The sequence below is a fragment of the Herbaspirillum sp. FG34 genome (genome assembly GCF_057809315.1).
Genome location: NZ_JBMDJS010000001.1, coordinates 447,463 through 471,165 on the forward strand (window position 1 = coordinate 447,463; position 23,703 = coordinate 471,165).

At 61.3% G+C, this 23,703-nt stretch carries 28 protein-coding genes, 1 tRNA gene, 1 other RNA gene and 1 riboswitch; of the genes, 14 read left to right on the plus strand and 16 right to left on the minus strand.

Annotation, left to right across the window (positions count from 1 at the left end; translation table 11 throughout):
- Window positions 1–141: 141 nt before the first annotated feature.
- Window positions 142–318: non-coding RNA, 6S RNA (gene ssrS / locus ACODSZ_RS01885), on the plus strand.
- Between the two features lie 54 nt (window positions 319–372).
- Here ssrS and nrdR read toward each other — a convergent pair.
- Window positions 373–852, minus strand: a complete 480-nt coding sequence (gene nrdR, locus ACODSZ_RS01890; protein ID WP_008326560.1) for a transcriptional regulator NrdR — start codon at window positions 850–852, stop codon at window positions 373–375.
- 247 nt (window positions 853–1,099) lie between these two features.
- Window positions 1,100–2,344 carry a serine hydroxymethyltransferase gene (gene glyA, locus ACODSZ_RS01895; RefSeq protein WP_488926919.1) on the minus strand — a complete coding sequence of 415 codons (1,245 nt, stop codon included), beginning with the start codon at window positions 2,342–2,344 and terminating at the stop codon, window positions 1,100–1,102.
- A gap of 141 nt (window positions 2,345–2,485) precedes the next feature.
- A riboswitch (ZMP/ZTP riboswitch) is annotated at window positions 2,486–2,585 on the minus strand.
- A 256-nt stretch (window positions 2,586–2,841) separates the two neighbouring features.
- Here glyA and ACODSZ_RS01900 point away from each other — a divergent pair.
- The 9 genes from ACODSZ_RS01900 (at window position 2,842) to ACODSZ_RS01940 (ending at window position 9,384) form a co-directional block, all read left to right on the plus strand.
- Window positions 2,842–3,594, plus strand: a complete 753-nt coding sequence (locus ACODSZ_RS01900; protein ID WP_008326553.1) for an SDR family oxidoreductase — start codon at window positions 2,842–2,844, stop codon at window positions 3,592–3,594.
- 187 nt (window positions 3,595–3,781) lie between these two features.
- Window positions 3,782–4,216, plus strand: coding sequence for a tol-pal system-associated acyl-CoA thioesterase (gene ybgC / locus ACODSZ_RS01905; protein ID WP_008326552.1), 435 nt, complete (start codon window positions 3,782–3,784; stop codon window positions 4,214–4,216).
- A 222-nt stretch (window positions 4,217–4,438) separates the two neighbouring features.
- The gene (tolQ, locus tag ACODSZ_RS01910; protein ID WP_008326550.1) at window positions 4,439–5,143 is read left to right on the plus strand and encodes a protein TolQ; all 705 of its coding nucleotides are present in this window, start codon (window positions 4,439–4,441) and stop codon (window positions 5,141–5,143) included.
- Window positions 5,143–5,577, plus strand: a complete 435-nt coding sequence (locus tag ACODSZ_RS01915; RefSeq protein WP_008326548.1) for an ExbD/TolR family protein — start codon at window positions 5,143–5,145, stop codon at window positions 5,575–5,577. The genes tolQ and ACODSZ_RS01915 overlap by 1 nt, the downstream gene beginning before the upstream one ends.
- A gap of 17 nt (window positions 5,578–5,594) precedes the next feature.
- A complete protein-coding gene (gene tolA, locus ACODSZ_RS01920; RefSeq protein WP_488926920.1) occupies window positions 5,595–6,581 on the plus strand; it encodes a cell envelope integrity protein TolA in 987 nt (328 codons plus the stop codon).
- A 3-nt stretch (window positions 6,582–6,584) separates the two neighbouring features.
- A complete protein-coding gene (gene tolB / locus ACODSZ_RS01925) occupies window positions 6,585–7,883 on the plus strand; it encodes a Tol-Pal system beta propeller repeat protein TolB (RefSeq protein ID WP_488926921.1) in 1,299 nt (432 codons plus the stop codon).
- A 43-nt stretch (window positions 7,884–7,926) separates the two neighbouring features.
- Window positions 7,927–8,445 (plus strand): peptidoglycan-associated lipoprotein Pal, encoded by a 519-nt coding sequence (pal, locus tag ACODSZ_RS01930; RefSeq protein WP_008326545.1) that lies wholly within the window; start codon window positions 7,927–7,929, stop codon window positions 8,443–8,445.
- 5 nt (window positions 8,446–8,450) lie between these two features.
- Window positions 8,451–9,206, plus strand: a complete 756-nt coding sequence (ybgF, locus tag ACODSZ_RS01935) for a tol-pal system protein YbgF (protein ID WP_175344127.1) — start codon at window positions 8,451–8,453, stop codon at window positions 9,204–9,206.
- Between the two features lie 102 nt (window positions 9,207–9,308).
- A tRNA-Lys gene (locus ACODSZ_RS01940) sits at window positions 9,309–9,384 on the plus strand.
- 177 nt (window positions 9,385–9,561) lie between these two features.
- Here the strand turns inward: ACODSZ_RS01940 and ACODSZ_RS01945 are convergent.
- The 7 genes from ACODSZ_RS01945 to ACODSZ_RS01975 all read right to left on the minus strand — a co-directional run bounded on the left by ACODSZ_RS01945 (window position 9,562) and on the right by ACODSZ_RS01975 (window position 16,225).
- On the minus strand, window positions 9,562–9,849 hold the full coding sequence (locus ACODSZ_RS01945; RefSeq protein WP_175344128.1) for a type II toxin-antitoxin system RelE/ParE family toxin: 288 nt from the start codon (window positions 9,847–9,849) through the stop codon (window positions 9,562–9,564).
- A complete protein-coding gene (locus ACODSZ_RS01950; protein ID WP_175344129.1) occupies window positions 9,849–10,070 on the minus strand; it encodes a TA system antitoxin ParD family protein in 222 nt (73 codons plus the stop codon). The genes ACODSZ_RS01945 and ACODSZ_RS01950 overlap by 1 nt, the downstream gene beginning before the upstream one ends.
- Before the next feature lie 180 nt (window positions 10,071–10,250).
- Complete coding sequence (locus ACODSZ_RS01955) at window positions 10,251–12,416, minus strand: TonB-dependent receptor (RefSeq protein ID WP_488926922.1); 2,166 nt, start codon at window positions 12,414–12,416, stop codon at window positions 10,251–10,253.
- A 74-nt stretch (window positions 12,417–12,490) separates the two neighbouring features.
- Window positions 12,491–12,832: a hypothetical protein gene (locus tag ACODSZ_RS01960; protein WP_488926923.1), complete on the minus strand. Its 342-nt coding sequence runs from the start codon at window positions 12,830–12,832 to the stop codon at window positions 12,491–12,493.
- Window positions 12,833–13,085: 253 nt separating this feature from the next.
- Window positions 13,086–14,237 (minus strand): FMN-dependent L-lactate dehydrogenase LldD, encoded by a 1,152-nt coding sequence (lldD, locus tag ACODSZ_RS01965; RefSeq protein WP_488926924.1) that lies wholly within the window; start codon window positions 14,235–14,237, stop codon window positions 13,086–13,088.
- 11 nt (window positions 14,238–14,248) lie between these two features.
- A complete protein-coding gene (locus ACODSZ_RS01970; protein WP_488926925.1) occupies window positions 14,249–15,007 on the minus strand; it encodes an FCD domain-containing protein in 759 nt (252 codons plus the stop codon).
- 303 nt (window positions 15,008–15,310) lie between these two features.
- The gene (locus ACODSZ_RS01975; protein WP_488926926.1) at window positions 15,311–16,225 is read right to left on the minus strand and encodes an alpha/beta hydrolase family protein; all 915 of its coding nucleotides are present in this window, start codon (window positions 16,223–16,225) and stop codon (window positions 15,311–15,313) included.
- A gap of 150 nt (window positions 16,226–16,375) precedes the next feature.
- Between ACODSZ_RS01975 and ACODSZ_RS01980 the strand changes: the two genes are divergently transcribed.
- Both ACODSZ_RS01980 and ACODSZ_RS01985 read left to right on the plus strand, forming a co-directional pair.
- Window positions 16,376–16,837 (plus strand): hypothetical protein, encoded by a 462-nt coding sequence (locus ACODSZ_RS01980; RefSeq protein WP_008326518.1) that lies wholly within the window; start codon window positions 16,376–16,378, stop codon window positions 16,835–16,837.
- Between the two features lie 33 nt (window positions 16,838–16,870).
- Window positions 16,871–17,245: a DUF423 domain-containing protein gene (locus ACODSZ_RS01985; RefSeq protein ID WP_175345072.1), complete on the plus strand. Its 375-nt coding sequence runs from the start codon at window positions 16,871–16,873 to the stop codon at window positions 17,243–17,245.
- Window positions 17,246–17,340: 95 nt separating this feature from the next.
- Here ACODSZ_RS01985 and ACODSZ_RS01990 read toward each other — a convergent pair whose 3' ends face one another.
- Genes ACODSZ_RS01990 through ACODSZ_RS02005 form a run of 4 tightly spaced genes read right to left on the minus strand, consistent with a single transcriptional unit; the run spans window position 17,341 to window position 21,215 of the window.
- Window positions 17,341–18,030 (minus strand): methyl-accepting chemotaxis protein, encoded by a 690-nt coding sequence (locus ACODSZ_RS01990; RefSeq protein WP_175345071.1) that lies wholly within the window; start codon window positions 18,028–18,030, stop codon window positions 17,341–17,343.
- A 33-nt stretch (window positions 18,031–18,063) separates the two neighbouring features.
- Window positions 18,064–18,876, minus strand: coding sequence for an ABC transporter ATP-binding protein (locus ACODSZ_RS01995; protein WP_488926927.1), 813 nt, complete (start codon window positions 18,874–18,876; stop codon window positions 18,064–18,066).
- A gap of 12 nt (window positions 18,877–18,888) precedes the next feature.
- Entirely contained in the window at window positions 18,889–19,836 is a 948-nt protein-coding gene (gene ntrB, locus ACODSZ_RS02000) for a nitrate ABC transporter permease (protein ID WP_175345069.1), read from the minus strand.
- A gap of 59 nt (window positions 19,837–19,895) precedes the next feature.
- Entirely contained in the window at window positions 19,896–21,215 is a 1,320-nt protein-coding gene (locus ACODSZ_RS02005; RefSeq protein WP_488926928.1) for a CmpA/NrtA family ABC transporter substrate-binding protein, read from the minus strand.
- 499 nt (window positions 21,216–21,714) lie between these two features.
- Here ACODSZ_RS02005 and ACODSZ_RS02010 point away from each other — a divergent pair, with 499 nt between their 5' ends.
- Window positions 21,715–21,873: a DUF3309 family protein gene (locus tag ACODSZ_RS02010; RefSeq protein ID WP_006464722.1), complete on the plus strand. Its 159-nt coding sequence runs from the start codon at window positions 21,715–21,717 to the stop codon at window positions 21,871–21,873.
- Window positions 21,874–22,083: 210 nt separating this feature from the next.
- Window positions 22,084–22,464: a hypothetical protein gene (locus tag ACODSZ_RS02015; RefSeq protein WP_008326510.1), complete on the plus strand. Its 381-nt coding sequence runs from the start codon at window positions 22,084–22,086 to the stop codon at window positions 22,462–22,464.
- Between the two features lie 112 nt (window positions 22,465–22,576).
- Here the strand turns inward: ACODSZ_RS02015 and ACODSZ_RS02020 are convergent, their stop codons facing one another.
- From ACODSZ_RS02020 to ACODSZ_RS02030, 3 genes are all read right to left on the minus strand, one after another.
- The gene (locus ACODSZ_RS02020) at window positions 22,577–22,792 is read right to left on the minus strand and encodes a YMGG-like glycine zipper-containing protein (protein WP_175345068.1); all 216 of its coding nucleotides are present in this window, start codon (window positions 22,790–22,792) and stop codon (window positions 22,577–22,579) included.
- Window positions 22,793–22,836: 44 nt separating this feature from the next.
- Window positions 22,837–23,202, minus strand: coding sequence for a hypothetical protein (locus ACODSZ_RS02025; RefSeq protein WP_488926929.1), 366 nt, complete (start codon window positions 23,200–23,202; stop codon window positions 22,837–22,839).
- Between the two features lie 229 nt (window positions 23,203–23,431).
- Complete coding sequence (locus ACODSZ_RS02030) at window positions 23,432–23,602, minus strand: CsbD family protein (RefSeq protein WP_008326507.1); 171 nt, start codon at window positions 23,600–23,602, stop codon at window positions 23,432–23,434.
- Window positions 23,603–23,703 lie beyond the last annotated feature (101 nt).

Consider the following 23,703-nt stretch of genomic DNA (forward strand, 5'->3'; position numbering starts at 1 on the left):
CCGCGTCAAGAAAATGGCTGCCCCGGGCAGCCATTTCGCTTTATTGCCGCCGCCGCAACACCTGCCCAAAATCCGGTTACAAAATCGTCGACTTATTTTCGACAGAGCTCTTGGAGGACGAACATGAATCGGTTAGACTTCGTACTCCTGCCGTGTTCGCGATTGCCATATATTCCTTGAACCATTTACGAGCATAGGCTGTGGGATTGTTCGATGGGCGTGAGCGTCGCTAGTCCGATGAACCCGAAATTGAACTACTGCAGCCAACTTGAACCGTCAGGTTCAGGATGCCGGCACAGCGGCACAGGCGGGACTTGATTCAAGAAAAACGGCTGCATCTGCAGCCGTTTTTTTATGCCCTTTCCGCTCGGGTCAGCTCTCGCGCTTCTTCGCGGCCTTGCGCTCCATCCCTACTTCATCGATGGCATCCTGGAATTCGGTCACGTCCTCGAAACTCTTGTAGACCGAGGCAAAGCGGATGTAGGCAATCTTGTCCAGGCGCTTCAGTTCGCGCATCACCAGTTCCCCCACCTGCCCCGACACCACTTCACGCTCGCCGCTTTGCAGCAGCTTGTCCTGGATGCTCTGGATGGCCATGTCGACCGCCTCGGCCGACACCGGGCGCTTGCGCAGCGCCAGCATGAGACTGCCACGCAGCTTGGCCGGATCGAATTCCGTGCGGCTGCCGTTCTTCTTGACGATCACCGGCATGGTCAGCTCGATGCGCTCATAGGTGGTGAAGCGCTTGTCGCAATTGCCGCAGCGGCGGCGGCGGCGGATCGAATGGCCGTCCTCGGACAGGCGCGTATCCAGCACCGGGGTGTCTTCGTGATTGCAAAATGGGCACTTCATGGTGGCTGTGATGTGATTGAGCTGGATAAGCTGGACAATGAGGGCTGCCCCTCGGGACTTCGGTGCTGCGCGGTCAGGGCGAACCCCGCAGTGTGGCATCGCCGTGCCGCCAGGACCATCGTATGGTAGTGCAGATAAGCGACGGCGCCCGCAGGAACGGGCGCCGTCAGGACCAACTTTTCAACTTTTCAGAGGTTGGCAGGAAACTTCATGCCGGCCCGCAACGGGCCGGCCCTGCCAACACCAATCAGCCGTAGACCGGGAAGGCTTCGGTCAGCTTCTTCACTTCGGCCTTGACGCGCTCAATGGTGGCGGCATCGTGCGGGTTGTCCAGCACGTCGGCGATGAGGTTGCCGACCTTCTCGGCTTCGGCTTCCTTGAAACCACGGGTGGTCATGGCCGGGCTGCCCAGGCGGATGCCGGAGGTCACGAATGGCTTTTCCGGGTCGTTGGGGATGCCGTTCTTGTTGCAGGTCATGTGGGCCGAACCCAGGATGGCTTCGGCTTCCTTGCCGGTCAGGCCCTTCGGGCGCAGGTCCACCAGCATCACGTGCGACTCGGTGCCGCCGGAGACGATGCGCAGGCCGCGCTTGATCAGGGTCTTGGCCAGCACGTCGGCGTTCTTCACCACTTGCTGCTGGTACGCCTTGAATTCGGGCGAAGCGGCTTCCTTGAAGGCCACGGCCTTGGCAGCGATGACGTGCATCAGCGGGCCGCCCTGGATACCGGGGAAGATGGCCGAGTTGATGGCCTTCTCGTACTCGGCCTTCATCAGGATCACGCCACCGCGCGGGCCGCGCAGGGACTTGTGGGTGGTCGAGGTGACGAAGTCGGCGAAGGGCACCGGGTTCGGGTACACGCCTGCTGCGATCAGGCCGGCGTAGTGGGCCATGTCCACCATGAAGTAGGCGCCGACTTCCTTGGCGATCTTGGCGAAGCGCTCGAAGTCGATGCGCAGCGAGTAAGCCGAGGCGCCAGCGATGATCAGCTTGGGCTTCTTCTCACGGGCCAGGCGTTCCATGGCGTCGTAGTCGATTTCTTCCTTTTCGTTCAGGCCGTAGGAGACCACGTTGAACCACTTGCCCGACATGTTCAGTGCCATGCCGTGGGTCAGGTGGCCGCCTTCTGCCAGCGACATGCCCATGATGGTGTCGCCCGGCTTCAACATGGCGAAGAACACGCCCTGGTTGGCTTGGGAACCGGAGTTCGGTTGCACGTTGGCGGCTTCGGCGCCGAACAGGGCCTTCAGGCGGTCGATGGCCAGCTGCTCGGCCACGTCCACGAATTCACAGCCACCGTAGTAGCGCTTGCCCGGATAACCTTCGGCGTACTTGTTGGTCAGCTGCGAACCTTGCGCTTCCATCACCGCCGGCGAGGTGTAATTTTCCGAGGCGATCAGCTCGATGTGATCCTGCTGACGGGTGTTTTCCTTCTGGATGGCAGACCACAGGTCGGGATCGACTTTCGCGAGAGTCTGGTTCTTGTCAAACATGGTGTTTCTCCAAATTGATGAGCTGCGGCCGAAGATCGCGTCACCGGCAGCATGCGGACATGCCGGGTGCTCGACTTCCGAAATCGAATGAGGGCCTGAAAAAAAGAGTGGGATTGCGGGCAGCCTCAGTCGTACTGTCCATTCGGCTGCCCAGGCGCACGGCTGTTGAAATCTCACGCTTCCCGATGGATCCCCATCTTGGCCGCTTTTACACGGCGTTTCGCCAGTCACGTGAGACGAAATGGTGAGCGCATTGTAGTGAAACGGGGCGATTTGGGCAAGAACCATGGTGGCCGCGCAACAGCCCCCCGCTCCAAGGCCGATATGAAAGAAAAAGCGAGAGAACCATTGGAAAAAGCGAGCCCGTCCTCGTAAAAAGCGGCTTTGGGCTACAATTTCGCTTCGTTCGTTTTTACCTCCGGACTGTCGGTGTGAAGCTTTATCCCGTTTCCCGACCCGGCACCGGTACCACCGCCACACAACAGGAGAATCAAGAGATGGTCGTGTTGATTACAGGAGCAACCGCAGGCTTCGGCGCCGCCATGGCGCGCAAATTTGCCGGCAACGGCCACAAGGTGATTGCCGCCGGTCGCCGCAAGGAGCGCCTGGATGAGCTGGTCAAGGAACTGGGGGCGGACAGGGTGCTGCCGCTGGTGCTGGACGTGACCAGCAAGGACTCGATCAACGCCGGCCTGGCCAGCCTGTCGGGTGAGTGGAAGCAGGTCGACGTGCTGGTCAACAACGCCGGCCTGGCGCTGGGCCTGGGCCCGGCGCACGAAGTGGCGCTGTCGGACTGGGAAACCATGATCGACACCAACGTCAAGGGCTTGGTCACCATCACCCACGCCCTGCTGCCGGAGATGGTCAAGCGCGGCAGCGGCACCATCATCAACCTGGGCTCGGTGGCGGGGGCCTATCCGTATCCGGGCGGCAACGTCTACGGCGCCACCAAGGCCTTCGTCGACCAGTTCACCCTGAACCTGCGCGCCGACCTGGTGGGCACCGGCGTACGCGCCACCAACCTGGCCCCCGGCCTGTGCGGCGGCACCGAGTTCTCCAACGTGCGCTTCAAGGGCGATGATGGCGCGGCGGCCAAGGTCTATGAAGGAACCACCCCGCTGACGGCTGAAGATATCGCCGAAGCGGCCTTCTGGGTCGCTACCATGCCCGCCCATGTGAACATCAATTACATGGAACTGATGCCGACCTGCCAGGGCTTCAGCCCCTTCAACATCAAGCGCAAACAATAAGGGATGTGGAGTAAAATGGCGTTTTTGCCGAAGGCGCCCAGGCGCCGCAGGAACGCCATTTTCACCCGTTCCCGGGGCAGCGGTCGGTATGCACCCTGTCCGCTTGCCTACCGGCAATACCTTGATTGCTTGATTTCCCTGATTCTTTTGCCGCTGCCACAGCAGACTTTCCAATAACAAGAAGCATATGAGTGCCGCCAGTAGTCCATTCCACTGGAACATCCGGGTCTATTACGAAGACACCGACACCGGAGGCGTGGTCTTCTACGCCAACTACCTGAAGTTCTTCGAGCGCGCCCGCACGGAATGGCTGCGCTCCTTGGGCTTCCAGCAGCAACACCTGGCCGAGACCACCGGCGCCCTCTTCGTGGTCAGGAATACCAGCGTCGACTATCTCTCGCCCGCCCGTCTGGACGATGAACTCCGCCTGACCGTGGTGGTCGAAAAATGTCGAAATGCTTCCATGCAGTTCGTGCAGGAAGCCTGGCGCCTGCCGTCGGGGGACGGTCAGCCCGAGTTGCTGGCGCGTGGCAGCATCACCGTCGCCTGCGTGGACCAGACCACTTTCCGTCCACGCCCAATTCCTGACGAAGTGCTGACTTGCATCAAGAAGAGCACATGATGTCAACGGAAAAGCTCATCCGCGCCTTTATGGCTCAGGGATCCATGCCTGCTCGCAGCATGTTCTCACCGGCTGGGATGATCTGCCTCAGGGAAAACTTCTGTCCGTATTTGCCGTCTTTTGTTTCGTATTGCTGGCACGCCAACTGAACCAAACAAAACAAAAGATTTTTAACTCTCGACTTTCCTTTCAAACGCCGCCTCCAAGCCGCCACACTTTCCCATGAATGTCACACAAGACCTGTCCTTCATTTCACTGATCGCAAACGCGTCCGTCCTGGTGCAACTGGTGATGTTGCTGCTGCTGTCGGCCTCGGTCACCAGCTGGACCTACATCTTCCGCAAGATGTTCACCATCCGCTCGGCCCGTGTGCAGACCGAGGAATTCGAGCGCGTCTTCTGGTCTGGCGGCAACCTTTCGGCGCTGTACCAGGATGCCCTGTCCAACCGCCGCAAGGCCGGTGGCGCCGGTGGTGCGCTGGAGCGCATCTTCCAGGCCGGCATGGGTGAATTCACCAAGGCCAAGGCGTCGGTGGCAGCGCGTGGTGGTGCGGTCGATCCCGGCCTGCTGCTCGACGGTGCCCGCCGTGCCATGCGTGCGGCCTACCAGCGCGAGATGGATGCGCTGGAATCGCACCTGGCCTTCCTGGCCTCGGTCGGCTCGGTCTCCCCGTACGTGGGCCTGTTCGGTACCGTCTGGGGCATCATGAACGCCTTCCGTGGCCTGGCCAACGTGCAGCAGGCCACCCTGGCCGCCGTGGCCCCCGGCATTGCCGAAGCCCTGATCGCCACCGCCATCGGCCTGTTCGCGGCGATTCCGGCGGTGGTGGCCTACAACCGCTATTCGCACGATATCGACCGTCTGGCGATCCGCTTCGAGAGCTTCATCGAAGAGTTCTCCAACATCTTGCAACGTCAGGCACGCTAATGGCTGGCTCATCGATGCGCGGGGGGCGTCCCCGCAAGTTCAAGTCCGAGATCAACGTCGTGCCCTACATCGACGTGATGCTGGTGCTGCTCATCATCTTCATGGTGGCCACCCCCATTACGAATCCCAGCGTGATCAACCTGCCCACGGCAGGCAAGTCCACGCAGCCGCCCTCGGATTACATCGAGATTGCCTTGAAACCCAACGCCCAGGCCAGCATCCGCATCAATGGCCCCAAGAGCGGTGGCAAGAAGGCCGAGACCGTGACCGGCAAGACCGACCTGGCCGAGCGCCTGCGCAAGCTGCATGAAGACAATCCGGACCTGGCCGTGATGATCTCGGCCGACAAGGACATCAAGTACGACGATGTGGTGCAGGTCATCTCGGAAGCCAAGAAACAAGGAATCGCGCGGGTCGGCCTGGCCACCAAGTAAGCGCACAGCCGAGTGATATGAGCGATAACGCACACTACACCATCCCCAAGCCGCCCGGCCGCTGGCGCGCCATCACGCTGGCGCTGGTGATGCACGTGGCCTTGTTCCTGTTCTTCTGGATCGGCATCCGCTGGCAGAGCGAAACGCCGCTGACGGTGGAAGCCGAGATCTGGGATCCGCAATACAAGGAAGCCGCACCGCTGCCCACGCCGCCGCAACCGGAGCCGCAGCCGGTCGTGGTCGAGCCGCCGCAACCCCAGCCGCAGCCGCAACCTGAACCCAAGCCCGTTGCGCCCAAGGTGATCGACGAACCCAAGGTCGAGAAACCCGATATCGCCTTGCAGAAGGAGAAGGAAAAAAAGCGCAAGGAAGAGCAGGAAAAGCAGCAGCGCCTGGAACAGGAAAAGGCCGACAAGCTCAAGGCCGAGAAGGAAAAGGCCGACCGCGAGAAGAAGGAACAGGCCGAAAAGGACAAGGCTGATCGCGAGAAGAAGGAAAAACTGGAAGCCGACAAGCAGAAAAAGCTGAAGGAAGAGAAGCAGAAGGAAGAAGAAGCCAAGAAGAAGGCCGACGCCGAGAAGCAGGCTGCCGAGAAGAAGAAGCAGCAAGCCGCAGCCGACGCCAAGGCGGCCGAGCAGCGTCGCCAGGAAGACTTGAAACGCATGATGGGCCAGGCCACCAGTGCCACCGGCGGCAACGGCACGGCTGCGAAGTCGCAAGGTCCGAAGGGCAGCCCCAACTACGCCAACAAGTTGCGCGCGGTCATCAGGAGCAACACGGTCTTCGACAATAGCGGCGTCAGTGGAAACCCTGCCGGGGAGTACACTGTCGAATTGTTCCCGGACGGGACGGTGCGCAGCGTACGTGTGAACAAGCCTTCAGGTGTCCCGGGCTTCGACGATGCCGTGCGCACTGCCATCATGAAGTCACAGCCGTTCCCGGCCGACACGGATGGCAAAGTACCGTCCAGCTTCACATTCACCCATTATCCGAAAGATCAGTAACCGATGATTAAAGCCCGTTACCTGACCCTGAGCCTGACCCGCATCGCCACCGCCACCGTGGCCGTGGCCGGCCTGTCCTTCGCCCCGGCCTCGCAGGCGCAGATCCGCTTCGAGATCACCGGCGTGGGTGCCTCGCAGATTCCGGTGGCCATTGCCGCCTTCCCCGGCGAGGAGTCGGCCCCGCAACAGATCACCTCGGTGGTCAAGGCCGACCTGGCCAGGAGCGGCATCTTCAAGCTGATCGACAACAGTGATGCGCTCTCGGACTCCTCGGCCATCAACTATGCCGACTGGCAAAAGCGCGGCGCCAATGCGCTGGCCGTGGGCAGCGTCACGCGCCTGGCCGATGGCCGCTTCGACGTGCGTTATCGTCTCTTCGATACGGTACAGTCGACCCAGCTCTCGGCCCTGTCCATCGGTGCCCAGCCGCAACTGCTGCGCCTGACCGCACACAAGATCGCCGACGACATCTACCAGAAACTGACCGGCATTCCCGGCATCTTCTCCACCCGCATCTCCTACGTGACCAAGTCGGGCAACGAATACCGCCTGGAAGTCGCCGATGCCGATGGTGAAGGTACGCAAGTGGCACTGCGCTCCAACGAGCCCATCATCTCGCCGGCCTGGTCGCCGGACGGCACCAAGGTCGCCTATGTTTCCTTCGAGATGAAGAAGCCGGTGGTCTACATCCAGAACCTGGTCACCCGCCAGCGCTCCATCGTTGCCAACTTCAAGGGCAGCAACTCGGCCCCGGCCTGGTCGCCGGACGGCTCGCGCCTGGCCGTAGCCCTGACCCGCGATGGTCTGACCCAGGTCTACCTCATCAATGCCGACGGTTCGGGCCTGCGTCGCCTGACCAACAGTTCCGGCATCGATACCGAGCCGCAGTTCTCGCCCGATGGCGGCAGCATCTATTTCACCAGCGATCGCAGCGGCGGCCCGCAAATCTACAAGGTGGGCCTGGATGGTGGTACGCCCCAGCGCGTCACCTTCAATGGCAGCTACAACATCAGCCCGCGCATTTCGCCTGACGGCAAGACGCTGGCCTTCATCTCGCGTCGCGACGGTCTGTTCCAGCTGTATGCGCTGGATCTGACCAATGGCCAGGAGATTCGCCTCTCCGACGGTGGCCGCGACCAGTCGCCCAGCTTTGCGCCCAATGGCAAATACATCATGTACGCGACGGAATCTGGTCGTCGCGGATCCCTGGCCGTCGTCTCTGTTGATGGCCGAGTCAAACAGCGTCTGACGACGCAGGCCGGTGATATCAGGGAACCGACCTGGGGTCCGTTCATGAAATAAAGAAATCCAATATCACTTTCATCACGACAAGGAGAAATCCAAAATGCGCACTATCAGTACCTTCGCCCTCATCGTCTCCAGCGCTGTTCTGCTGGCCGCCTGCTCGTCGACCAAGCTGGACGACAAGGCCAACGCTCCCGTGCAGAACGGCGCCAGCAACGGCGCTGACACCCGCGCCGTGGGCACTGTCAACGCTGGTTCCGTCGATCCGCTGAACGACCCGCAAGGCGTGCTGGCCAAGCGTAGCGTGTACTTCGACTATGACAGCTACACCGTCAAGCCGGAATATCGTACCGTCATCGAAAACCACGCCAAGTACCTGGTGGCCCACAAGGACCGCAAGGTGATCATCCAGGGCAACACCGATGATCGCGGCGGCGCCGAATACAACCTGGCCCTGGGTCAGAAGCGTGCTGAAGCCGTCCGCAAGGCACTGGTCCTGCTGGGCGTGTCGGATGCCCAGGTGGAAGCGGTTTCCTTCGGCAAGGAAAAGCCCAAGGCACTGGGCCAGGATGAAGCGTCCTACGCCGAGAACCGTCGCGCTGACATCGCTTACCAATAATCGTCATGTATACCGCTTTCAAACTGAAATCGGTAACCGTGGCGGCCATGCTGGCCGCCACGGCTTTCCTACCGCTTACCGCCCGTGCCGGCCTGTTTGATGATGACGAGGCGCGCAAGGCCATCCTGGACATGCGTTCCAAGATCGAGGCCCTGCAGCGTGACGTCGCCAACAAGGCTGACAAGAACAGTGTCCTGACCCTTTCTGATCGCAATGACAATCTGCAATCCCAGATTGCGGCGCTGCGTGGCCAGATCGAGGTGCTGACCAACGAGATCACCAACGCCCAGCAACGCCAGAAGGATTTCTACGTCGACCTGGATGCCCGCCTGCGCAAGCTGGAGCCGCAACAGGTGCAGGTGGATGGCCAGACGGTCGCTGTGGGCGTGTCCGAACAGCAGGCCTATGATGCGGCCCTGTCGCAGTTCAAGGGTGGCGATTACAAGGGGGCGGCCAATGCCTTTGCCGACTTCCTCAAACGCTATCCGCAATCGGCCTATGCCGCCTCGGCGCAATACTGGCAAGGCAATGCCTTGTACGCCCAGCGCGACTACAAGGGAGCCATTGCTGCGCAGCAGGTGGTGGTGAAGAATTATCCGGACAACCCCAAGGCTGCTGACGCCCTGCTCAACATCGCCAGTTCGCAAGCCGAACTGAAGGACAAGGCAGCGGCCAAGAAGACCCTGGAACAGTTGATCGCCAAGTATCCGAACACCCCTGCCGCGCAGACCGGCAAGGACAGGATGGCCTCGCTCAAGTAAGGCATTCGGCTGTCTGTTCTGGCGTGACATGCGACCGATGGTCGTTTGTGACGCCAGGGTGTTGACACCGGCGATAGCATTTGCCTATAATAGCGGTCTTTCGGGTCGTTAGCTCAGTTGGTAGAGCAGCGGACTTTTAATCCGTTGGTCGCAGGTTCGAGTCCCGCACGGCCTACCAGGAATTTGCAGTAGAAAAGAAAGCACTTACGAGAAATCGGAGTGCTTTTTTTTCGTCCATTGTTATGGGCTGCTCCTTCAAAAACCGGCCTTTGCCGGAATCTTGCCGGAACCGCCCCCCTGACAGGTAGCTCCGCAGTGCGCCCGACCACTGGCACCAGGCGTCTTTCCCTGGATGTCAACGCTTCATCGCAGCGTAGAAGTTCCCATGTGACCCGATACTCAGCAAAACCAATTCCCTCGGCTTCTTCTTGTTTGGCTGCAACCGATAAGCAAGCAGTGTTTCCTGTTTGTTCACTTTGAACTTGTAGACGAACATCTCAGCCAAGTCCCCCTTCTTCTCTTCACCGGTCTTTGGATGGGCGGCAATATCCATGACGGCCTGATCAACCACCTTTTTATCTCGCGCGTGCATTTTTTTCACAACACGATCGAACGATGGCGTACCCAGAATTCTCAACACCATCACGCACCAAAGCGATATTCAGAGAGTTGACCAGCATCCGCTTCTGCAATGCCAATCAGAGTGTCTTTAATGAATTGAATCGGCAAATCAGGATTATCCTCAACTGCTTTACCCAGACGCGCCCAGTATTCAATCTGTTTCGGAACGGAGCGATGTTCAGCCAGAGCTCGCGGCTTCGCCATATCGACCAGTTCATCTGAAAGCTTCATTGCGGTTGCCATATAACCTCCTTGATATCGGCGTTTGATTTTATTTCCATATGCAACCTTTTACAACCTTTTGCAACCACTCGGTGCAAAAGAAAACAAGCCGCAACACGCGGCTTGTTTTCCGTTCATTACCAGCCTTGTAGACTTCCGATTCTTCTGCGTGCAGCGCAGCGCGAGTAACTTCGCCCGCGATCAGAAGTGCTTCGTTACAGCCAGATACACCCCCCGCCGCTGCCCATATTGCGGCGCCCCCACACCTATCCCGCTGCCATCGCGGATTTCATACACCGCATCCAGCACGTTGATGGCACTCAGGCGCACCGTCGCATGACCAATCGGAGAATCCCTGAACTCATGCGCCACCGACAGATTGACGCTGGTGTAATAAGGCAGATGATCGGTATTGGCAAACCCGCTGCGCAAGCCGCTGCCCGATACCACGCTGCCGCTATAGGTGGTGTCGTGATAAACATAGGACGCCCCGGCCGATACCGTGATCGCCTGATCGTGATCCAGATGAACCCAGTGGTTGGCAATGTAGTCGAGTTCATCCTGGCCGAAATTGTATTGGCTCGATGAGATGTTCTTGCCCAATGCGGTAGCACGCGCCAGGTTGAAATAGGCCGCCAGATCGTCCTTGCGATAGTTCAGCGTCAGCTCCACACCATAGATCTTCCCCTGTGAATAATTGAACGGCGTATAAAGCAGCGCAGAACCAAACTGCCCTTCATCGAGCAGGTTGGTGATCTGCTTGTAATAACCATCCACACCCAGCGTCAGCTGGTTGGTCAGCTCGTGGCTCACACCCAGGTCATAGGTATTGGACCGCTCCGGCTGCACCGCATCGTTGCCACTGGTCGGCGATGCACCGGTCGTGTTGGCGAAGTTGTTGATGGTACTGGCCGGGATCAGCTCACTGGTCGGCGGCGTGAAGTAGCGCGCATAGCCGGCATGCAAGGTAGTGCGCTCATTGAGCTGATACACCACGCCGATGCGCGGGCTCAACTGACTACCGGTCACATAGGCATTCAACTCGTCAAAGCGTGCACCGTAATTGAGTGTGAGCGCGTCCGTGATCTTCCATTCGTCCTGCAGATAGACACCCACTTCGGTGGTGATCTTGCGACTGCCATCACTGATCGCAATGGGCGTGTCGCTGCTCTGGTTGCCGTTGGCGTCGGCCGGCAAGGTCAGGGATTGATCGCTATTGGTCAGCGTTTCACGCGTATAGGAAAAGCCGCTGCGCAAGGTATGGCGGTCATTGAGACGATAACTGCCGTCGGCCTGCAAGCCATTGGCCAGGCCCGCGCGGGCGACCTTGGTCGATACGCCGGTGTACATCAGGTCCCCCAGCGTGTCCGGCTGGAACTTCACGCCCGTATAGCGGCTGAAGGCAGCGACCTGGTAATCGATGTCCTCGCCGATCACTCCCTGCAACGACAGGATGCCGTAGCGGGTGATCTCATCCTGGGTTTCGTTCAGGTTCTCGGACGCGACGTTGGCACCCGCAACATTGAAACTCGGCGTCTGCCCCGCCGTGTTGGGAATCTGAAAGTGACTGTTGGTATTGCCCAGGATCAGGCTCAGGCGCGTATCAGGATTGATCAGATAGGAGAAATACCCGAAGGCCTTGCTCTGAGTGGTGCGGTCATGCAATGCCGAAGAAGCGCCGGTGGGATTTTCGATACCCAGATTGTTGGCATCCAGCGAACCGGTGACGTAATAACTGATGCCGTTGACGACGCCATTGGCCTGGCCATTGACCTGGCGCGTGTTGTTGCTGCCCATGACCACGCCGATATCCCCGCCCGGCGTCAGGCCGGCAGTCTTGGTATGGATATCGACGATACCGGCGGTGCGATACCCGTATTGCGCCGGCAAGGCTCCGGTGAGCAGATTGACGCTATCGACGAAACGCGTGTCCAGCGTTTGTCCAAAACCGGAAATGCTTTCCGGCAGCAGGATTCCGTTAAGACGATATTGCAGATTGGCATGGTCGCCACGCACGTGCAACTGGCCATAAGAATCCTGCGCCACGCCCGGTGCTTGCAGCAGCAAGTCATTGAAGGGGGTGTTCTCTCCCTGCGGCAGGGCCTGGATATCCTTGGGCCCAATGTGATAGGCACTGCTGCCGGTTTCGACCAGGATGCCATTGCGAGCCCGGTCAAGGCGTTCGGAAGAAACCGAAATGGTCGGCAGGGCAGCGGCGGCGCCCGAGGCATCAGCGGTGTTCTGTACGTCAGTGCCAGCGGGTGACGTTGTGGAAACGGATTGCGCACAGGCAGGAATCGAAACGCTGCCGTAAGCGAGGGCGATAAGGGTGCTCAGGGCGCTGAGCCGCAAGAGATTGAAAGACATGAGGGTTTCCCAGGAATGAACGAAGCCGGACTGCGCTCCTTGCGAGGCAGTCTTCAGAATGAATTCAGAGTGAGTCAGTGCCGCAAAGACGCGACGGGTGGGGCCTGGGAATAAGGGGCAAGATAAGGGCTGACGGACTGCCGGAAGAAATACGCAGGCGCCGCCACGGTGCTGCCTGCGAGGAAATACTGCACGGCCGACAGATCGGGCTGCGACACCTCAAGGGGAGGCGGCAGGTCTTGTTCGGCCAGCTGACAGGCGACGCAATCGTCGCTCTTGTCGCTCAATGCGTGATGATGAAAACCACTGCACCATAGCTGTAGCACCACGATCACGATGGCCAGCAAGACCATGACGTGGTGATACCCAAGGGCGCGCCCGGGCAATGAAGGATTGCTTTTGCAATAGTGTTGCATTTGCCGGAATCTTATAGGGACCGGTAAATATATGCAACATTGTTGCAAATTATGGTGATGCCGGTGCACCATCACAGCTGCGGCCTGTGCCGGAAAAACTCGTAAAGTCGAAGACCCCTGCTTTTCCTCAGAAGATCTAGGGCCTGTTCACATTCAATCTGTGAGTGCGAGATTGAATGTGAACAGGCCCTAACTACCAGGCCGCCACCAGACGCCCTGCTCTGCTGGCCGGCCCGTGCTGACTTCTGCCATCTTACGGCCCTTCCGCCCCAGCCCTCACCAGACTCTCCGCACCGATCTCCGCAATCCTGCGCGCCCCCGTCAAGGTCATGGCCACCTGCATCTCCTTGGCAAAGAGTCCCAGCACATTCTCCACCCCGGCCTGCCCCTGCGCCGCCAGCGCATAGATGAAGGCACGCCCCAGCATCACCGTATCAGCCCCCAAGGCCAACAGGCGCACTACGTCCAACCCCGAGCGCACACCCGAATCCACCAGGATGGCGAGCTCGCCCTTGACCGCGCTGGCAATCTCCGGCAAGGCGCGCGCGGTCGAGAGTACGCCGTCGAGCTGGCGTCCGCCATGGTTGGAAACCACAATCCCGTCAGCACCGAAACTGACCGCCTGGCGCGCATCCTCGGGATCGAGAATGCCCTTGAGCAGCATCTTTCCCTGCCACGAGTCACGTATCCATTGCAGGTCATGCCAGCCAATGCCCGGATCGAAATTGGCCCCCAGCCAGCCCACATAATCCTCCAGCCCGGTCTTCTTGTTGAGATAGGCGGAGACATTGCCCAGATCATGCGGACGCCCCAGCACGCCCACATCCCACGCCCAGCGCGGATGCGTGATGGCCTGCATATAGCGGCGCAGCGCCGCATTCGGCCCTGACATGCCCGAGTGCCGGTCACGATAACGCGCCCCCGGCACCGGCATGTCCACCGTAAACACCAGCGTACGCACCCCCGCTGCCCAGGCGCGGTCCAGCACATTTTTCATGAAGCCGCGATCCTTCAACACATACAACTGGAACCAGATCGGCTGCGTCACCGCCTGCTGCACCTCTTCGATGGGGCACACCGACACCGTCGACAAGGTGAAGGGAATGCCCGCCTTCTCCGCCGCCCGCGCCGCCTGTACTTCGCCGCGCCGCGCATACATCCCGGTCAGGCCCACAGGCGAGAGCGCCAGCGGCATGGCCAGCGACTGGCCCAGCAAGGTGGTGGAGAGATCAACCTCGCCCACCTCCTTCAACACGCGCTGACGCAAGGCCAGCTGGCGCAGGTCCAGCGAATTGCGCGCCAGCGTGTGTTCATCGTAGGCGCCGCCGTCGATGTAATCGAACAGGAAGCGCGGCAAGCGCCGCCGGGCGGCTTCGCGGTAATCGTGAGTGGACGAGATGATCATGACGGTCCTTGTCAAGGTGAAGAAAATGCGTTCCGGACTGCCGCGGCGCGGCGCGCACGGGCGGGGGCTTCCTCGATGTCCAGCAGGCGCTGCTGCACGAACTCGAGATGGGCATTGGCATGCTGGCGGGCTTCCTCGGCGCGGCCGGCGAGGATGGCATCGAGGATCTGACGATGCTGCAAATCCAGCTGGGCCACGATGTCGGGCAGCCGGTACAGTTGCCGCAAGGTGTCGGCAATGCTGATTTCCAGCAGCCGCAAGAGACCCGACATCACCTGCCGCAGCACCACATTGCGCGAAGCCTGGGCAATGGCAAGATGAAAGGCCGCATCGGTGCGAGCCTGGGCGGCCAGGTCATCGAGCGGTGCGGTGGAGACGGCCAGGTAGGCCTGCTGCAGCCGCCGCTTGTCTTCCTCGCTGGCGCGCAGGGCAGCGAAATAGGCAGCATCGCCTTCCAGCGAAAACCGGATCTCGGCCACGTCCTTCCAGTAACCGGCATCGCTGCGCGCCAGCGGCGCCAGCGGTTGCAGGGCCTCGGCAATCGGATCGGTCAGTGCCGCGTGTTCATCTGCAGCGAGGAAGGTGCCACCGCCATGACGTGCCACCAGCACGCCCCGGCTGGTGAGCACGCCGATGGCCTCGCGCAGGGATGAGCGCGAGACGCCGAATTCCGCGGCCAGCGCCCGTTCCGACGGTAGCTTCTGGCCCGGCGCCAGCGCCCGCCGGGCGATCAGGCTGGCCAGACGGTCAACCAGGGGAGAGGCTGTCATGGGCGGCTCGCTTTCTTGGTGGTCGGACCACTTGCGGAGGACGTGAGGAGAACTTGAGCCCGATTGTAGAGGCACCCAGACAGTATGCACAAAGCGTTTGCAAAGTGGTCCGACCACTCATGCACACCATGGTGCGCAGGCAGTCCCCCGGCGCAACGTCCCGCCTCGCGAAAAATAGCGCAAACCTTCATCTTTTTTCGGGAGACCGGGGCGCAACGGCAGCAGGTACGCCGATGCCTGCCGAATCCTTCATTTGACCCATGCGGCCATGGACGTGCTCACCAACGAGGCGTAGCGCCTGGCCTACTGAGCCTGGCGCGGCGCAGGCAGGCCGAGCTTGTCGAGGAATTCGCCGACGATGGGCTCCCAGATTTCCGGTCCGCGCGCAAAGAGCGTGTGCCCGTTCCGGGCGAAGGGCGGCAAGAGGCGATAGTCGGCGGTACCGCCGGCCTTGACGAAAGCCTCGTGCCAGGCCCGGCTGTGGGTGGGCGCGAAGTAGAGATCGTTCTCGGTATAAATCCACAGCATCGGCATCCTTGCAGTTTGTCCAAAGCGGGCATACATCGCTTGGAGTCGCTGGGGTGCGCAGGGATTGCCCGGCCGCTTGTCCGGATCGCCGCCGGAACCACCGGCAAAATTGATCGCCCCGACCACGCCCTCGGGATTGCCCGCCGCAGTCGCCACGGTCAGGTAGCCGCCCACCGACTGCCCTACCAGCAAGATGCGCTTGGGATCGACATAGGGCTGCTGCCTGGCGTAGTCCAGCACGGCCAGGATCTCGGCACTGCCGGCCTCGGCCATGGGGGCGTAATCCTTGCTGTTACAGCTACCGCTGTCTTCCGGGTCAAACTGGGTCATGGCGGCACCGTAGCCGATGCGGGTCGGCTCGAAGACTGCAAAGCCGCGCGAGATGAAGTAGCGCACTTGCTTCGTGAAGCGAAAACGCGGTGGATCCTGGCGATTGGTGGGGCTACGTCCGTGACTGAGGATGAGGATGGGAAACGGCCCCGGCCCGGCCGGCTTGAACTGGGTGATGACCACCTTGCCGCTCTCTTGTCGGCCATACAGGTCCTTGACGCTGACCTCGATGCTGGTGACCGATTCATTGATGTCCAGCGCCAGCTGCTGGGCACGGACGGAGGATACGACGAGGACAAGACCGCACAGGCCCGAGGCCAGCAGATACCTGAGCCGGCGTGCGCAAGAGAATGGACGCATGAAATGATGATGAGCAGAGACCGCAAAGGCCGGAGCCGACAAGCTACCGCCATTGCCGAGCCCCAGGCAAGCACATTTGCAAGTCCGCGGCCGGGATCGGCGTGACGGCGATCCTATATACTGCTGCCTTCCCCGACTCCCGCAGCGACCATGTCCGAGCAAGCCCCCGAACCGATCTTCCCCGATGACGCCGTTGCCGGTGCCGACACCATCCCTGCCCCGCGTGCGTGGATCGTGCTGCAGAACGTGCAGGAAGTCGACACCTGGATCGACACCTACAACCGCGAACTGCAGGCCGTGGTCTTCCGTCACAAGATCAATACCGTCAACGCCGGCCAGGGCATCTGCTTCACGCTGGAGCTGGGCGGCGAGATCTACCTGCACACCACGCCCGAAGGCCAGATCCTGCTGGACGTGAGCGAAGAGGCTTCCTGGGCCGCCCCGGTCATCAGCGCCGCCGCCAACGTGGCCGCACCGGCCGGCAGTGTCTGGGTGCTGCCGCCGGATACGCTCACGCAGCTGATCCTGGGCCTGTCGGGGCTGATTGCCACGTCGCAGTTCGTCCTGCGACATGAGTATCGACTGGGCAAGGGCTTGCGGCCCAACTACTGAAGCGCACACCCCACCTGAGCGAAAGCAAGCACGATGAAAGAACGTACCCTGATCGCCGCCGGCGCGCTGAATATGTTCGTGGCCGTCGGCTGTGGCGCCTTTGGCGCACATGGCCTGAAGAAAATGATTTCCGCAGAGATGCTGGCCATCTGGCATACCGCCGTGACCTACCAGGTCATGCACGCCCTGGGCATGATCGCCGTCGCCCTGCTGATGCCGCGCATGGCCGGTACCGCGCTGACCTGGGCCGGCAGGCTGATGCTGGCAGGCATCGTCATCTTCAGCGGCAGCCTCTACCTGCTGGCCCTGACCGGCACGCGCATCCTCGGGGCGATCACTCCCCTGGGGGGCGTGGCCTTCCTGGCCGCCTGGCTGCTGGTGGCGTGGGCAGCACTGAAGAGCCGGTAAGCTGTACGCAGACCGCCATCAACCGGCATTAAGCCAGATTGAATGCTCAATCCAGGAGCATTAAACCGCCGTTAATGGTGCGCAAAGGCAGCCGCTCAGGCCGCGGCACCGCTCAAGGCTTCCTTGACCAGTTCATCGATTTCGCCAGTGATGTTGGAAAGCACCCCGGCCACCACCGAGAATTCCTTGCCGGCCTGGCCCGAACGGGCCGCCACGATGCGGGCGTTGAAGGCCACCATCTTGGCTTGGCGCGCGATGGTTTCGATGTCGGTCATGATGCCGCGCAGCTGCTCGCGCATGAGCCGTGCGTGCTTCTTCGATTGTGCTTCGTAGATCGCCGTGATCTCGTTCAACACGGCCAGCAAGGGCGTGGTTTCCTGCACCAGTTGTTCCAGCAGGGCCGGTGCGGTCTTCAGTTTGTCTTCGATGGCATTGAGCGCGCGCTGGGCCAGTTCGGCGAAGGCGGTGATGCGGGCATCGCCCCGGCTGCGTCCGAAATACACCTCTTCCAGTTCCGGACAGAATACGCCGGGCAAGCCGGCCGAGCGCCGGATCAGGGCCGTGTGCGCGCTGCGAAACAGCGCCAGCGCTTCGCGCGCTGTGGCGCACGCCTCCTGCTGGCCCTGAGCGGCCAACACAGCGTAGAGCACCAGCCGCTGCGAGGTGAAACGGCGGCGGCCCGAGAGATTGATCAAGGCCCCGAACACCTCGCCGGACAGCGGTGTGGATTCGGGCGGTTCAGCCCCTGCGGCGGGGCTCTCCTCGATGACAGCCAGGCTGCTCATGAACATCTCCTTCCCATGCAATTGATCGCCGGCTCAAGCGGCCTCGCGCGCCGGATGCGCCTGCTTGCGATACAGGAATTCCAGCACCGCCGTGCGATAGGCACCATATTGCGCATCCTGCGCCAGGGTGACGCGGTCACGCGGACGCGGCAGCTTCACCTGCACGATCTCACCGATGGTTGCGGCGGGACCGTTGGTCATCATCACGATGCGGTCCGACAGCAGCACGGCCTCATCCACGTCGTGGGTCACCATCACCACCGTGGAGTCGGTCTTGGCGACGATCTTCAACAACTCATCCTGCAGATGGGCGCGCGTGAGGGCATCCAGCGCGCCGAAGGGTTCATCCATCAGCAAGACCTTGGGCTCCATGGCCAGCGCACGGGCAATGCCCACGCGCTGCTTCATGCCGCCGGAGATTTCATTGGGGCGCTTGCTCTCGGCGGCGGTCAGGCCCACCAGCGCCAGCGCGGCGCGGGTACGGTCGCGTAACTGGGTGCGATTTTCGGTCGCCCCGAAGACACGCTCCACACCGAGATAGATGTTTTCGTAGCAGGTCAGCCAGGGCAGCAGCGAATGGTTCTGGAACACCACCGCACGTTCCGGCGCCGGGCCGCCGATCTCGCGGTTGGCACAGAGCAGCACGCCCTCGCTGGGCTGGAGCAGACCCGCAATCAGGTTCAGCAAGGTCGACTTGCCGCAACCGGAGTGGCCGATCAGGGTGACGAACTCGCCCTTGGCCACCGTCAGGTTGATCTCGCGCAGGGCATGGAAGACGCCCTTCTTGGTGTGGAACACCATCTCCACACCGTGGATGTCGATGAATTTGCCGTTGAGGTTGTCCATGATCCGCGTCCCTTAGTTGTTGACCTGCTCGTAGGTAAATGCCTTGGCCAGCGCCACCAGCAACTGTTCCAGCACCAGCCCCACCACCCCGATGACAACGATGGCGATGATGATGTGCGGCACGTTCAGGTTGTTCCATTCATCCCAGACCCAGAAGCCGATGCCCACGCCCCCGGTCAGCATCTCGGCGGCCACGATCACCAGCCAGGCGGTACCGATGGAAAGACGTACGCCGGTCAGCATGTAGGGCAATACCGAGGGAAAGAGAATCTTGGTCAGCACCTTCCATTCGGAGAGATTCAAGACCCGCGCCACGTTCATGTAATCCTGCGGCACGCGCTGCACACCGACGGCGGTGTTGATGATCATCGGCCAGATCGAACAGATGAAGATCGACCAGATCGCCGCCGGATTGGCCGACTTGAAGACCAGCAGGCCGATGGGCAGCCAGGCCAGCGGCGAGACCGGACGCAGCAGACTGATGATGGGGCCGAACATGCGCGAGAGGAATTCCACCCGGCCGATCGCAAAGCCCAGCGGAATGCCCACCAGCGCCGCCAGCCCGAAGCCCATGCCAACCCGCTGCAGCGAGGCCAGCACGTTCCAGCCTATGCCCTGGTCATTGGGACTGTTGCGGTAGAAGGGATCGGAGAACATCACGCCCGCTTCCTTCAGGGTCACCCATGGCGTGGGGAAACTGGCGGTCTTCAAGGCGATGATCTGCCATACCAGCACCAACAGCGCCATACCCAGGAGCGGCGGCACCACGCGCATGAACAGACCGCCAGCGGCAAGCTTCCTGCGCAGGCTGCGCGTCCTGGCAGGGCCGGCGGCGGGCGCTGTCAGCGCCTGGTTGGCGGGCGCCGTGCGCGCCGGCTCGATGGCGACAACAGATCCGCCATGGCTGTTGCCGGCGGGCTTGGCGTTGTCACCCATGATGCTTTCTGCGACTGCACTCATCGTTTTCCCCTTGCTCGATACACGTCACCGTAATGGCTCCGGCCTGCGGCCACAGCTGCTTACACCTTGATCTTGAAGGACTGCGCGTAGGCCGCCGGATTCTTGCCGTCCCACACGATGCCATCCACCAGTTTCGAACTGCGCATCACCTCCTTGGGCAGCGGTGTCTTGGTCATGGCGGCGGCCTCCTTGTAGAGATCGATCTGGTTCACCGATTTGGCCACGGCCAGGTAATCCGGATCGCTCTTCAACAGGCCCCAGCGGCGATGCTGGGTCATGAACCACATGCCGTCGGAGAGGAAGGGGAAGTTGACCTGGCCTTCTTCATAGAACTTCATGTAGTTGGGATCGTCCCAGGTCTTGCCCAGGCCGTTCTGGTAGCGGCCGAGGATGCGCTGGTCGATCACGTCCTTGCTGGTGTTCACATAGGACTTGTCGGCGATCACTTCGGCCATCTTGTTCTTGTTGACCAGTGAAGCATCGATCCACTTGCTGGCCTCCAGGATGGCAGCCATCATCGCGCGGCAGGTGTTGGGGTATTTCTGTACGAATTCGCGCGAAGTGCCCAGCACCTTCTCCGGATGGTCCTTCCAGATGTCCTGGGTAGTGATGGCGGTGATGCCCACGCCATCGACAATGGCGCGATGCCCCCAGGGTTCGCCCACGCAGAAGCCATCCATGTTGCCCACCCGCATATTGGCCACCATCTGCGGCGGCGGCACGGTGATGACCTTGGCGTCCTTCATCGGATTGATGCCATTGGCGGCCAGCCAGTAATACAGCCACATGGCGTGGGTACCGGTGGGGAAGGTCTGGGCAAAGGTGTATTCGCGCTTCTCGGTCTGCATGAGCTTGTAGAGCGAGGCGCCATCGACGGCCCCCTTCTCGGCCAGCTTTTTGGACAAGGTGATGGCCTGGCCATTGTGGTTCAGCCCCATCAACACGGCCATGTCCTTCTTCTGTCCGCCGATACCCAGCTGCACACCGTAGATCAGGCCATACAGCACGTGGGCCGCGTCCAGTTCGCCGTTGGTGAGCTTGTCGCGCACGCCGGCCCAGGAGGCTTCCTTGCTGGGGACGATCTTGATGCCGTACTTCTTGTCGAAACCCAGCACCGAGGCCATCACCACCGAGGCGCAATCGGTCAGGGGGATGAAGCCGATTTTGACTTCTTCCTTTTCGGGCTTGTCCGAACCGGCCGCCCAGGCACCGCCCGGCGCCAGGCCCAGCATGCCGCCACCGGCGGCCACTGCGGCACCCTGCACAAGCGTGCGGCGCTTGCCGTTGACTCCGGCGGCTGCCGTGATCGTCTGGCCTTGTGCGCCTTGCTTGCCCGACAGCGGCGCGCCTGCCTTGTCCACCTGACTCCTGGATTCCATAGCACCTTTCCCCTTGCGTTGCGGTTTGATGAAAGCCCAAACAAAAAAGGCGTGTCCCGACATGGATGAGCCATATCGGAAGACGCCTTTGTCCTGGAGGGCAGGACCGCCATTGGCCGCACCCTCACATTGCTTGCGCATTGCTGCGCTTTGTCCGTAGTTCAGCAAAGAGCGTGCCAGAACCGGATCACCGACCGTAAAGCCTTGCCGGCACTGCGATTGCGGGCAGCCTCCAGGCGTGCCAGGGCGGCCGGCAGCAGCTGTCCGGCGCGATCAAATCGGGCGCGGGCCGCACTTCCATTGTGCTTTGCACCAAGTTGGCAGCGCTCGCTGGGGCGCGGTTACCTACCCGCGCTTGCCGGGTTTTCCTACAGCACATTGCGTGGCGCGCTGATCGTGCCGCGGCCGCGCTCCCCCTAAGATGGGTCCAGCTTCACGATTGACCCGGCGCTTGCACCCTGGCAGGCAAGAACGAACTCAATAAGAAAGGAGAACCTCCATGACCCTCGGTACCATCCTGCTCATCGTCCTGATCCTGATCCTGCTGGGCGTGATTCCGGCCTGGCCGCACAGTCGCGGCTGGGGCTATGGTCCCAGCGGTATTGCTGGCACCATCGTCATCATCCTGCTGATCCTGCTACTGCTGGGCAAGATATAAGGCGGGGCGACAGTTGGGCCTGTCCGACTGTCCTGCGCCCCTACCCTCCCCTCCCGCAAGCCTGATACCATCCGGTGGCGGACGGGAAAACGGCGCGGTCGGTGCCTGTCACCGACCGCGCCGTTTGCTTGTGCGCGTCGCCTCGCAATGTGCCGAGGCCAGCTCACGCGATCGGTCCCCTGTCCCGTAACGTGATGAGGCTGACACCAGATGAACAATAAATTGCTCGCTTCCACCCTGCCCGCTTTCCTGGCGGCCCTGACCATGCTCTGCGCCGGTACCACGCACGCCGCTGAAGAAGATGTCAGCCAATCCGATCCGCCACGCTGGTATCAGGAGGACAACAGCCCGCAACAGCGCCTGGACAACCTCAACAAGGAAACCGCTGCCGCCTATGCGCAAGCGAAGAAGGAGTGCCTCAAGCTCAAGGGGAAGGAGGCCGCAGCCTGCCGCCAGCAGGCCGCCGAGGCCAGGAAGCAGGACACGGCGCGCGCCCTGCGCATCTTCAATGATTACAAGGCGGCCCAGCCCGAGACTACCCCGACCAAACCGGCAGCACACTCCCACTCACGCAAGCGCGCTGCCCGATAAGCCCGATAAGCCGGCCCATGCCCATGCAGCAGATGCGACAACGCCGCCACGGATCACCCAGTGGCGGCGTTGTTGATGTGGCTGCCCCTGTTGTCAGGGCAGCGCCAGCGGATTATTTGCCGACCTGATTGCCGATCACACCGCCCACGGCGGCACCGCCGACGGTCCCGATGGCGCTGCCACCGGTGAGTACGGCGCCACCCACGGCACCGGCACCGGCACCGATGGCGGTGTTCTTGTCCTGCTGGGTCATGCCGCTGCAACCGGTCAGGCCGGCAAAGGCACAGATGGCGACCGAGGTCACTGCCAGTTTCTGCATGGTCTTCATGATGACTCCTTCCTCTTTATCCAATGAGAGAATGCGGCCGCCGCTCAGGTCGACGGGCGCATGATCACGCGCGGCCGCCGAGGCTGCGCATGATCACGATAAACCGGTATGCTGGGTGCGGCCTTGGCGTTGCCGCGTTGCCCATCCCCTGCCTTGCCTTCGGCACGGGTGCCATAGAGCAAGACGGCATTTTGCAGGGATTTGGAGCGCCGGGTCTCGGCCATGTCCATGTAACGGAATTTCTTCTGCCCCAGCGTATGCAGACGCGCCGCATCGACCGGCATGTGACGGTCCATCGTGGAAGCCGACCAGCGCGCAGCGCCGTCAACGGTTTGGGGAGTTTCAGCGAAGGCGTGAGAGGCGAAAGCCGAAGCGGCTGCCAGCATGCAAATACCGACTGTTTTTTTCATGGTCTGCCCTTTCAGGGATCCCTTCTGGCGGTGAGCAAAAATTTCATGCGGCAAACCGTGAACTCTTTGGCAATTCACGGCTCTACCAGCACCATGACCACATGGTCGCGGAAATTGCTGCATCACAAAATCAGCCGTTTCCGATATTGGTGTAGGCGTTTTCCTACAAGCGCTTCCGGCATCCTCTTCCCGACCCGCACGCCCTGCCGGAACATCCGGGTCAGGAGACTCAGTCCTTGGCCGCTTCCTTGGCATCACCATAGGTCTTCTGGACATTGCCCTCGACCTGCTTGGCGGCGCCCTTGACCTGCTGGCTGGTATTGCCGGTCAGCTCACCGGTCTTCTGCTGCACCTTGCCTGCCGCTTCCTTCAAGCTGCCTTTGATCTGATCCTTGTTCATGATGGCTCCTTTGGATTGTTTGCCTGATGGTCATCCGGCGTCGCACTGGTCGCACTGCCGGCTACGTCACGTCTTGCGGCCCGTCGGGCGGTGTGTGACGA

Bases quoted from the DNA above. Each gene is read 5' to 3' on its own strand.
- ybgC (WP_008326552.1), top strand. From the start codon at position 3,782: ATGAGTGCCGCCAGTAGTCCATTCCACTGGAACATCCGGGTCTATTAC.
- ACODSZ_RS02015 (WP_008326510.1), top strand. From the start codon at position 22,084: ATGAACAATAAATTGCTCGCTTCCACCCTGCCCGCTTTCCTGGCGGCC.
- ACODSZ_RS01985 (WP_175345072.1), top strand. From the start codon at position 16,871: ATGAAAGAACGTACCCTGATCGCCGCCGGCGCGCTGAATATGTTCGTG.
- nrdR (WP_008326560.1), bottom strand. From the start codon at position 852: ATGAAGTGCCCATTTTGCAATCACGAAGACACCCCGGTGCTGGATACG.
- glyA (WP_488926919.1), bottom strand. From the start codon at position 2,344: ATGTTTGACAAGAACCAGACTCTCGCGAAAGTCGATCCCGACCTGTGG.
- ACODSZ_RS01915 (WP_008326548.1), top strand. From the start codon at position 5,143: ATGGCTGGCTCATCGATGCGCGGGGGGCGTCCCCGCAAGTTCAAGTCC.
- ACODSZ_RS02030 (WP_008326507.1), bottom strand. From the start codon at position 23,602: ATGAACAAGGATCAGATCAAAGGCAGCTTGAAGGAAGCGGCAGGCAAG.
- tolA (WP_488926920.1), top strand. From the start codon at position 5,595: ATGAGCGATAACGCACACTACACCATCCCCAAGCCGCCCGGCCGCTGG.
- ACODSZ_RS01990 (WP_175345071.1), bottom strand. From the start codon at position 18,030: ATGAGCAGCCTGGCTGTCATCGAGGAGAGCCCCGCCGCAGGGGCTGAA.
- ACODSZ_RS01945 (WP_175344128.1), bottom strand. From the start codon at position 9,849: ATGGTGTTGAGAATTCTGGGTACGCCATCGTTCGATCGTGTTGTGAAA.
- ACODSZ_RS02025 (WP_488926929.1), bottom strand. From the start codon at position 23,202: ATGAAAAAAACAGTCGGTATTTGCATGCTGGCAGCCGCTTCGGCTTTC.
- ACODSZ_RS02005 (WP_488926928.1), bottom strand. From the start codon at position 21,215: ATGGAATCCAGGAGTCAGGTGGACAAGGCAGGCGCGCCGCTGTCGGGC.
- lldD (WP_488926924.1), bottom strand. From the start codon at position 14,237: ATGATCATCTCGTCCACTCACGATTACCGCGAAGCCGCCCGGCGGCGC.
- ACODSZ_RS01970 (WP_488926925.1), bottom strand. From the start codon at position 15,007: ATGACAGCCTCTCCCCTGGTTGACCGTCTGGCCAGCCTGATCGCCCGG.
- tolB (WP_488926921.1), top strand. From the start codon at position 6,585: ATGATTAAAGCCCGTTACCTGACCCTGAGCCTGACCCGCATCGCCACC.
- ACODSZ_RS02020 (WP_175345068.1), bottom strand. From the start codon at position 22,792: ATGAAGACCATGCAGAAACTGGCAGTGACCTCGGTCGCCATCTGTGCC.
- ACODSZ_RS02010 (WP_006464722.1), top strand. From the start codon at position 21,715: ATGACCCTCGGTACCATCCTGCTCATCGTCCTGATCCTGATCCTGCTG.
- ACODSZ_RS01960 (WP_488926923.1), bottom strand. From the start codon at position 12,832: ATGCAACACTATTGCAAAAGCAATCCTTCATTGCCCGGGCGCGCCCTT.
- ACODSZ_RS01900 (WP_008326553.1), top strand. From the start codon at position 2,842: ATGGTCGTGTTGATTACAGGAGCAACCGCAGGCTTCGGCGCCGCCATG.
- ACODSZ_RS01955 (WP_488926922.1), bottom strand. From the start codon at position 12,416: ATGTCTTTCAATCTCTTGCGGCTCAGCGCCCTGAGCACCCTTATCGCC.
- ACODSZ_RS01975 (WP_488926926.1), bottom strand. From the start codon at position 16,225: ATGCGTCCATTCTCTTGCGCACGCCGGCTCAGGTATCTGCTGGCCTCG.
- ACODSZ_RS01995 (WP_488926927.1), bottom strand. From the start codon at position 18,876: ATGGACAACCTCAACGGCAAATTCATCGACATCCACGGTGTGGAGATG.
- tolQ (WP_008326550.1), top strand. From the start codon at position 4,439: ATGAATGTCACACAAGACCTGTCCTTCATTTCACTGATCGCAAACGCG.
- ACODSZ_RS01980 (WP_008326518.1), top strand. From the start codon at position 16,376: ATGTCCGAGCAAGCCCCCGAACCGATCTTCCCCGATGACGCCGTTGCC.
- ACODSZ_RS01950 (WP_175344129.1), bottom strand. From the start codon at position 10,070: ATGGCAACCGCAATGAAGCTTTCAGATGAACTGGTCGATATGGCGAAG.
- ntrB (WP_175345069.1), bottom strand. From the start codon at position 19,836: ATGAGTGCAGTCGCAGAAAGCATCATGGGTGACAACGCCAAGCCCGCC.
- pal (WP_008326545.1), top strand. From the start codon at position 7,927: ATGCGCACTATCAGTACCTTCGCCCTCATCGTCTCCAGCGCTGTTCTG.
- ybgF (WP_175344127.1), top strand. From the start codon at position 8,451: ATGTATACCGCTTTCAAACTGAAATCGGTAACCGTGGCGGCCATGCTG.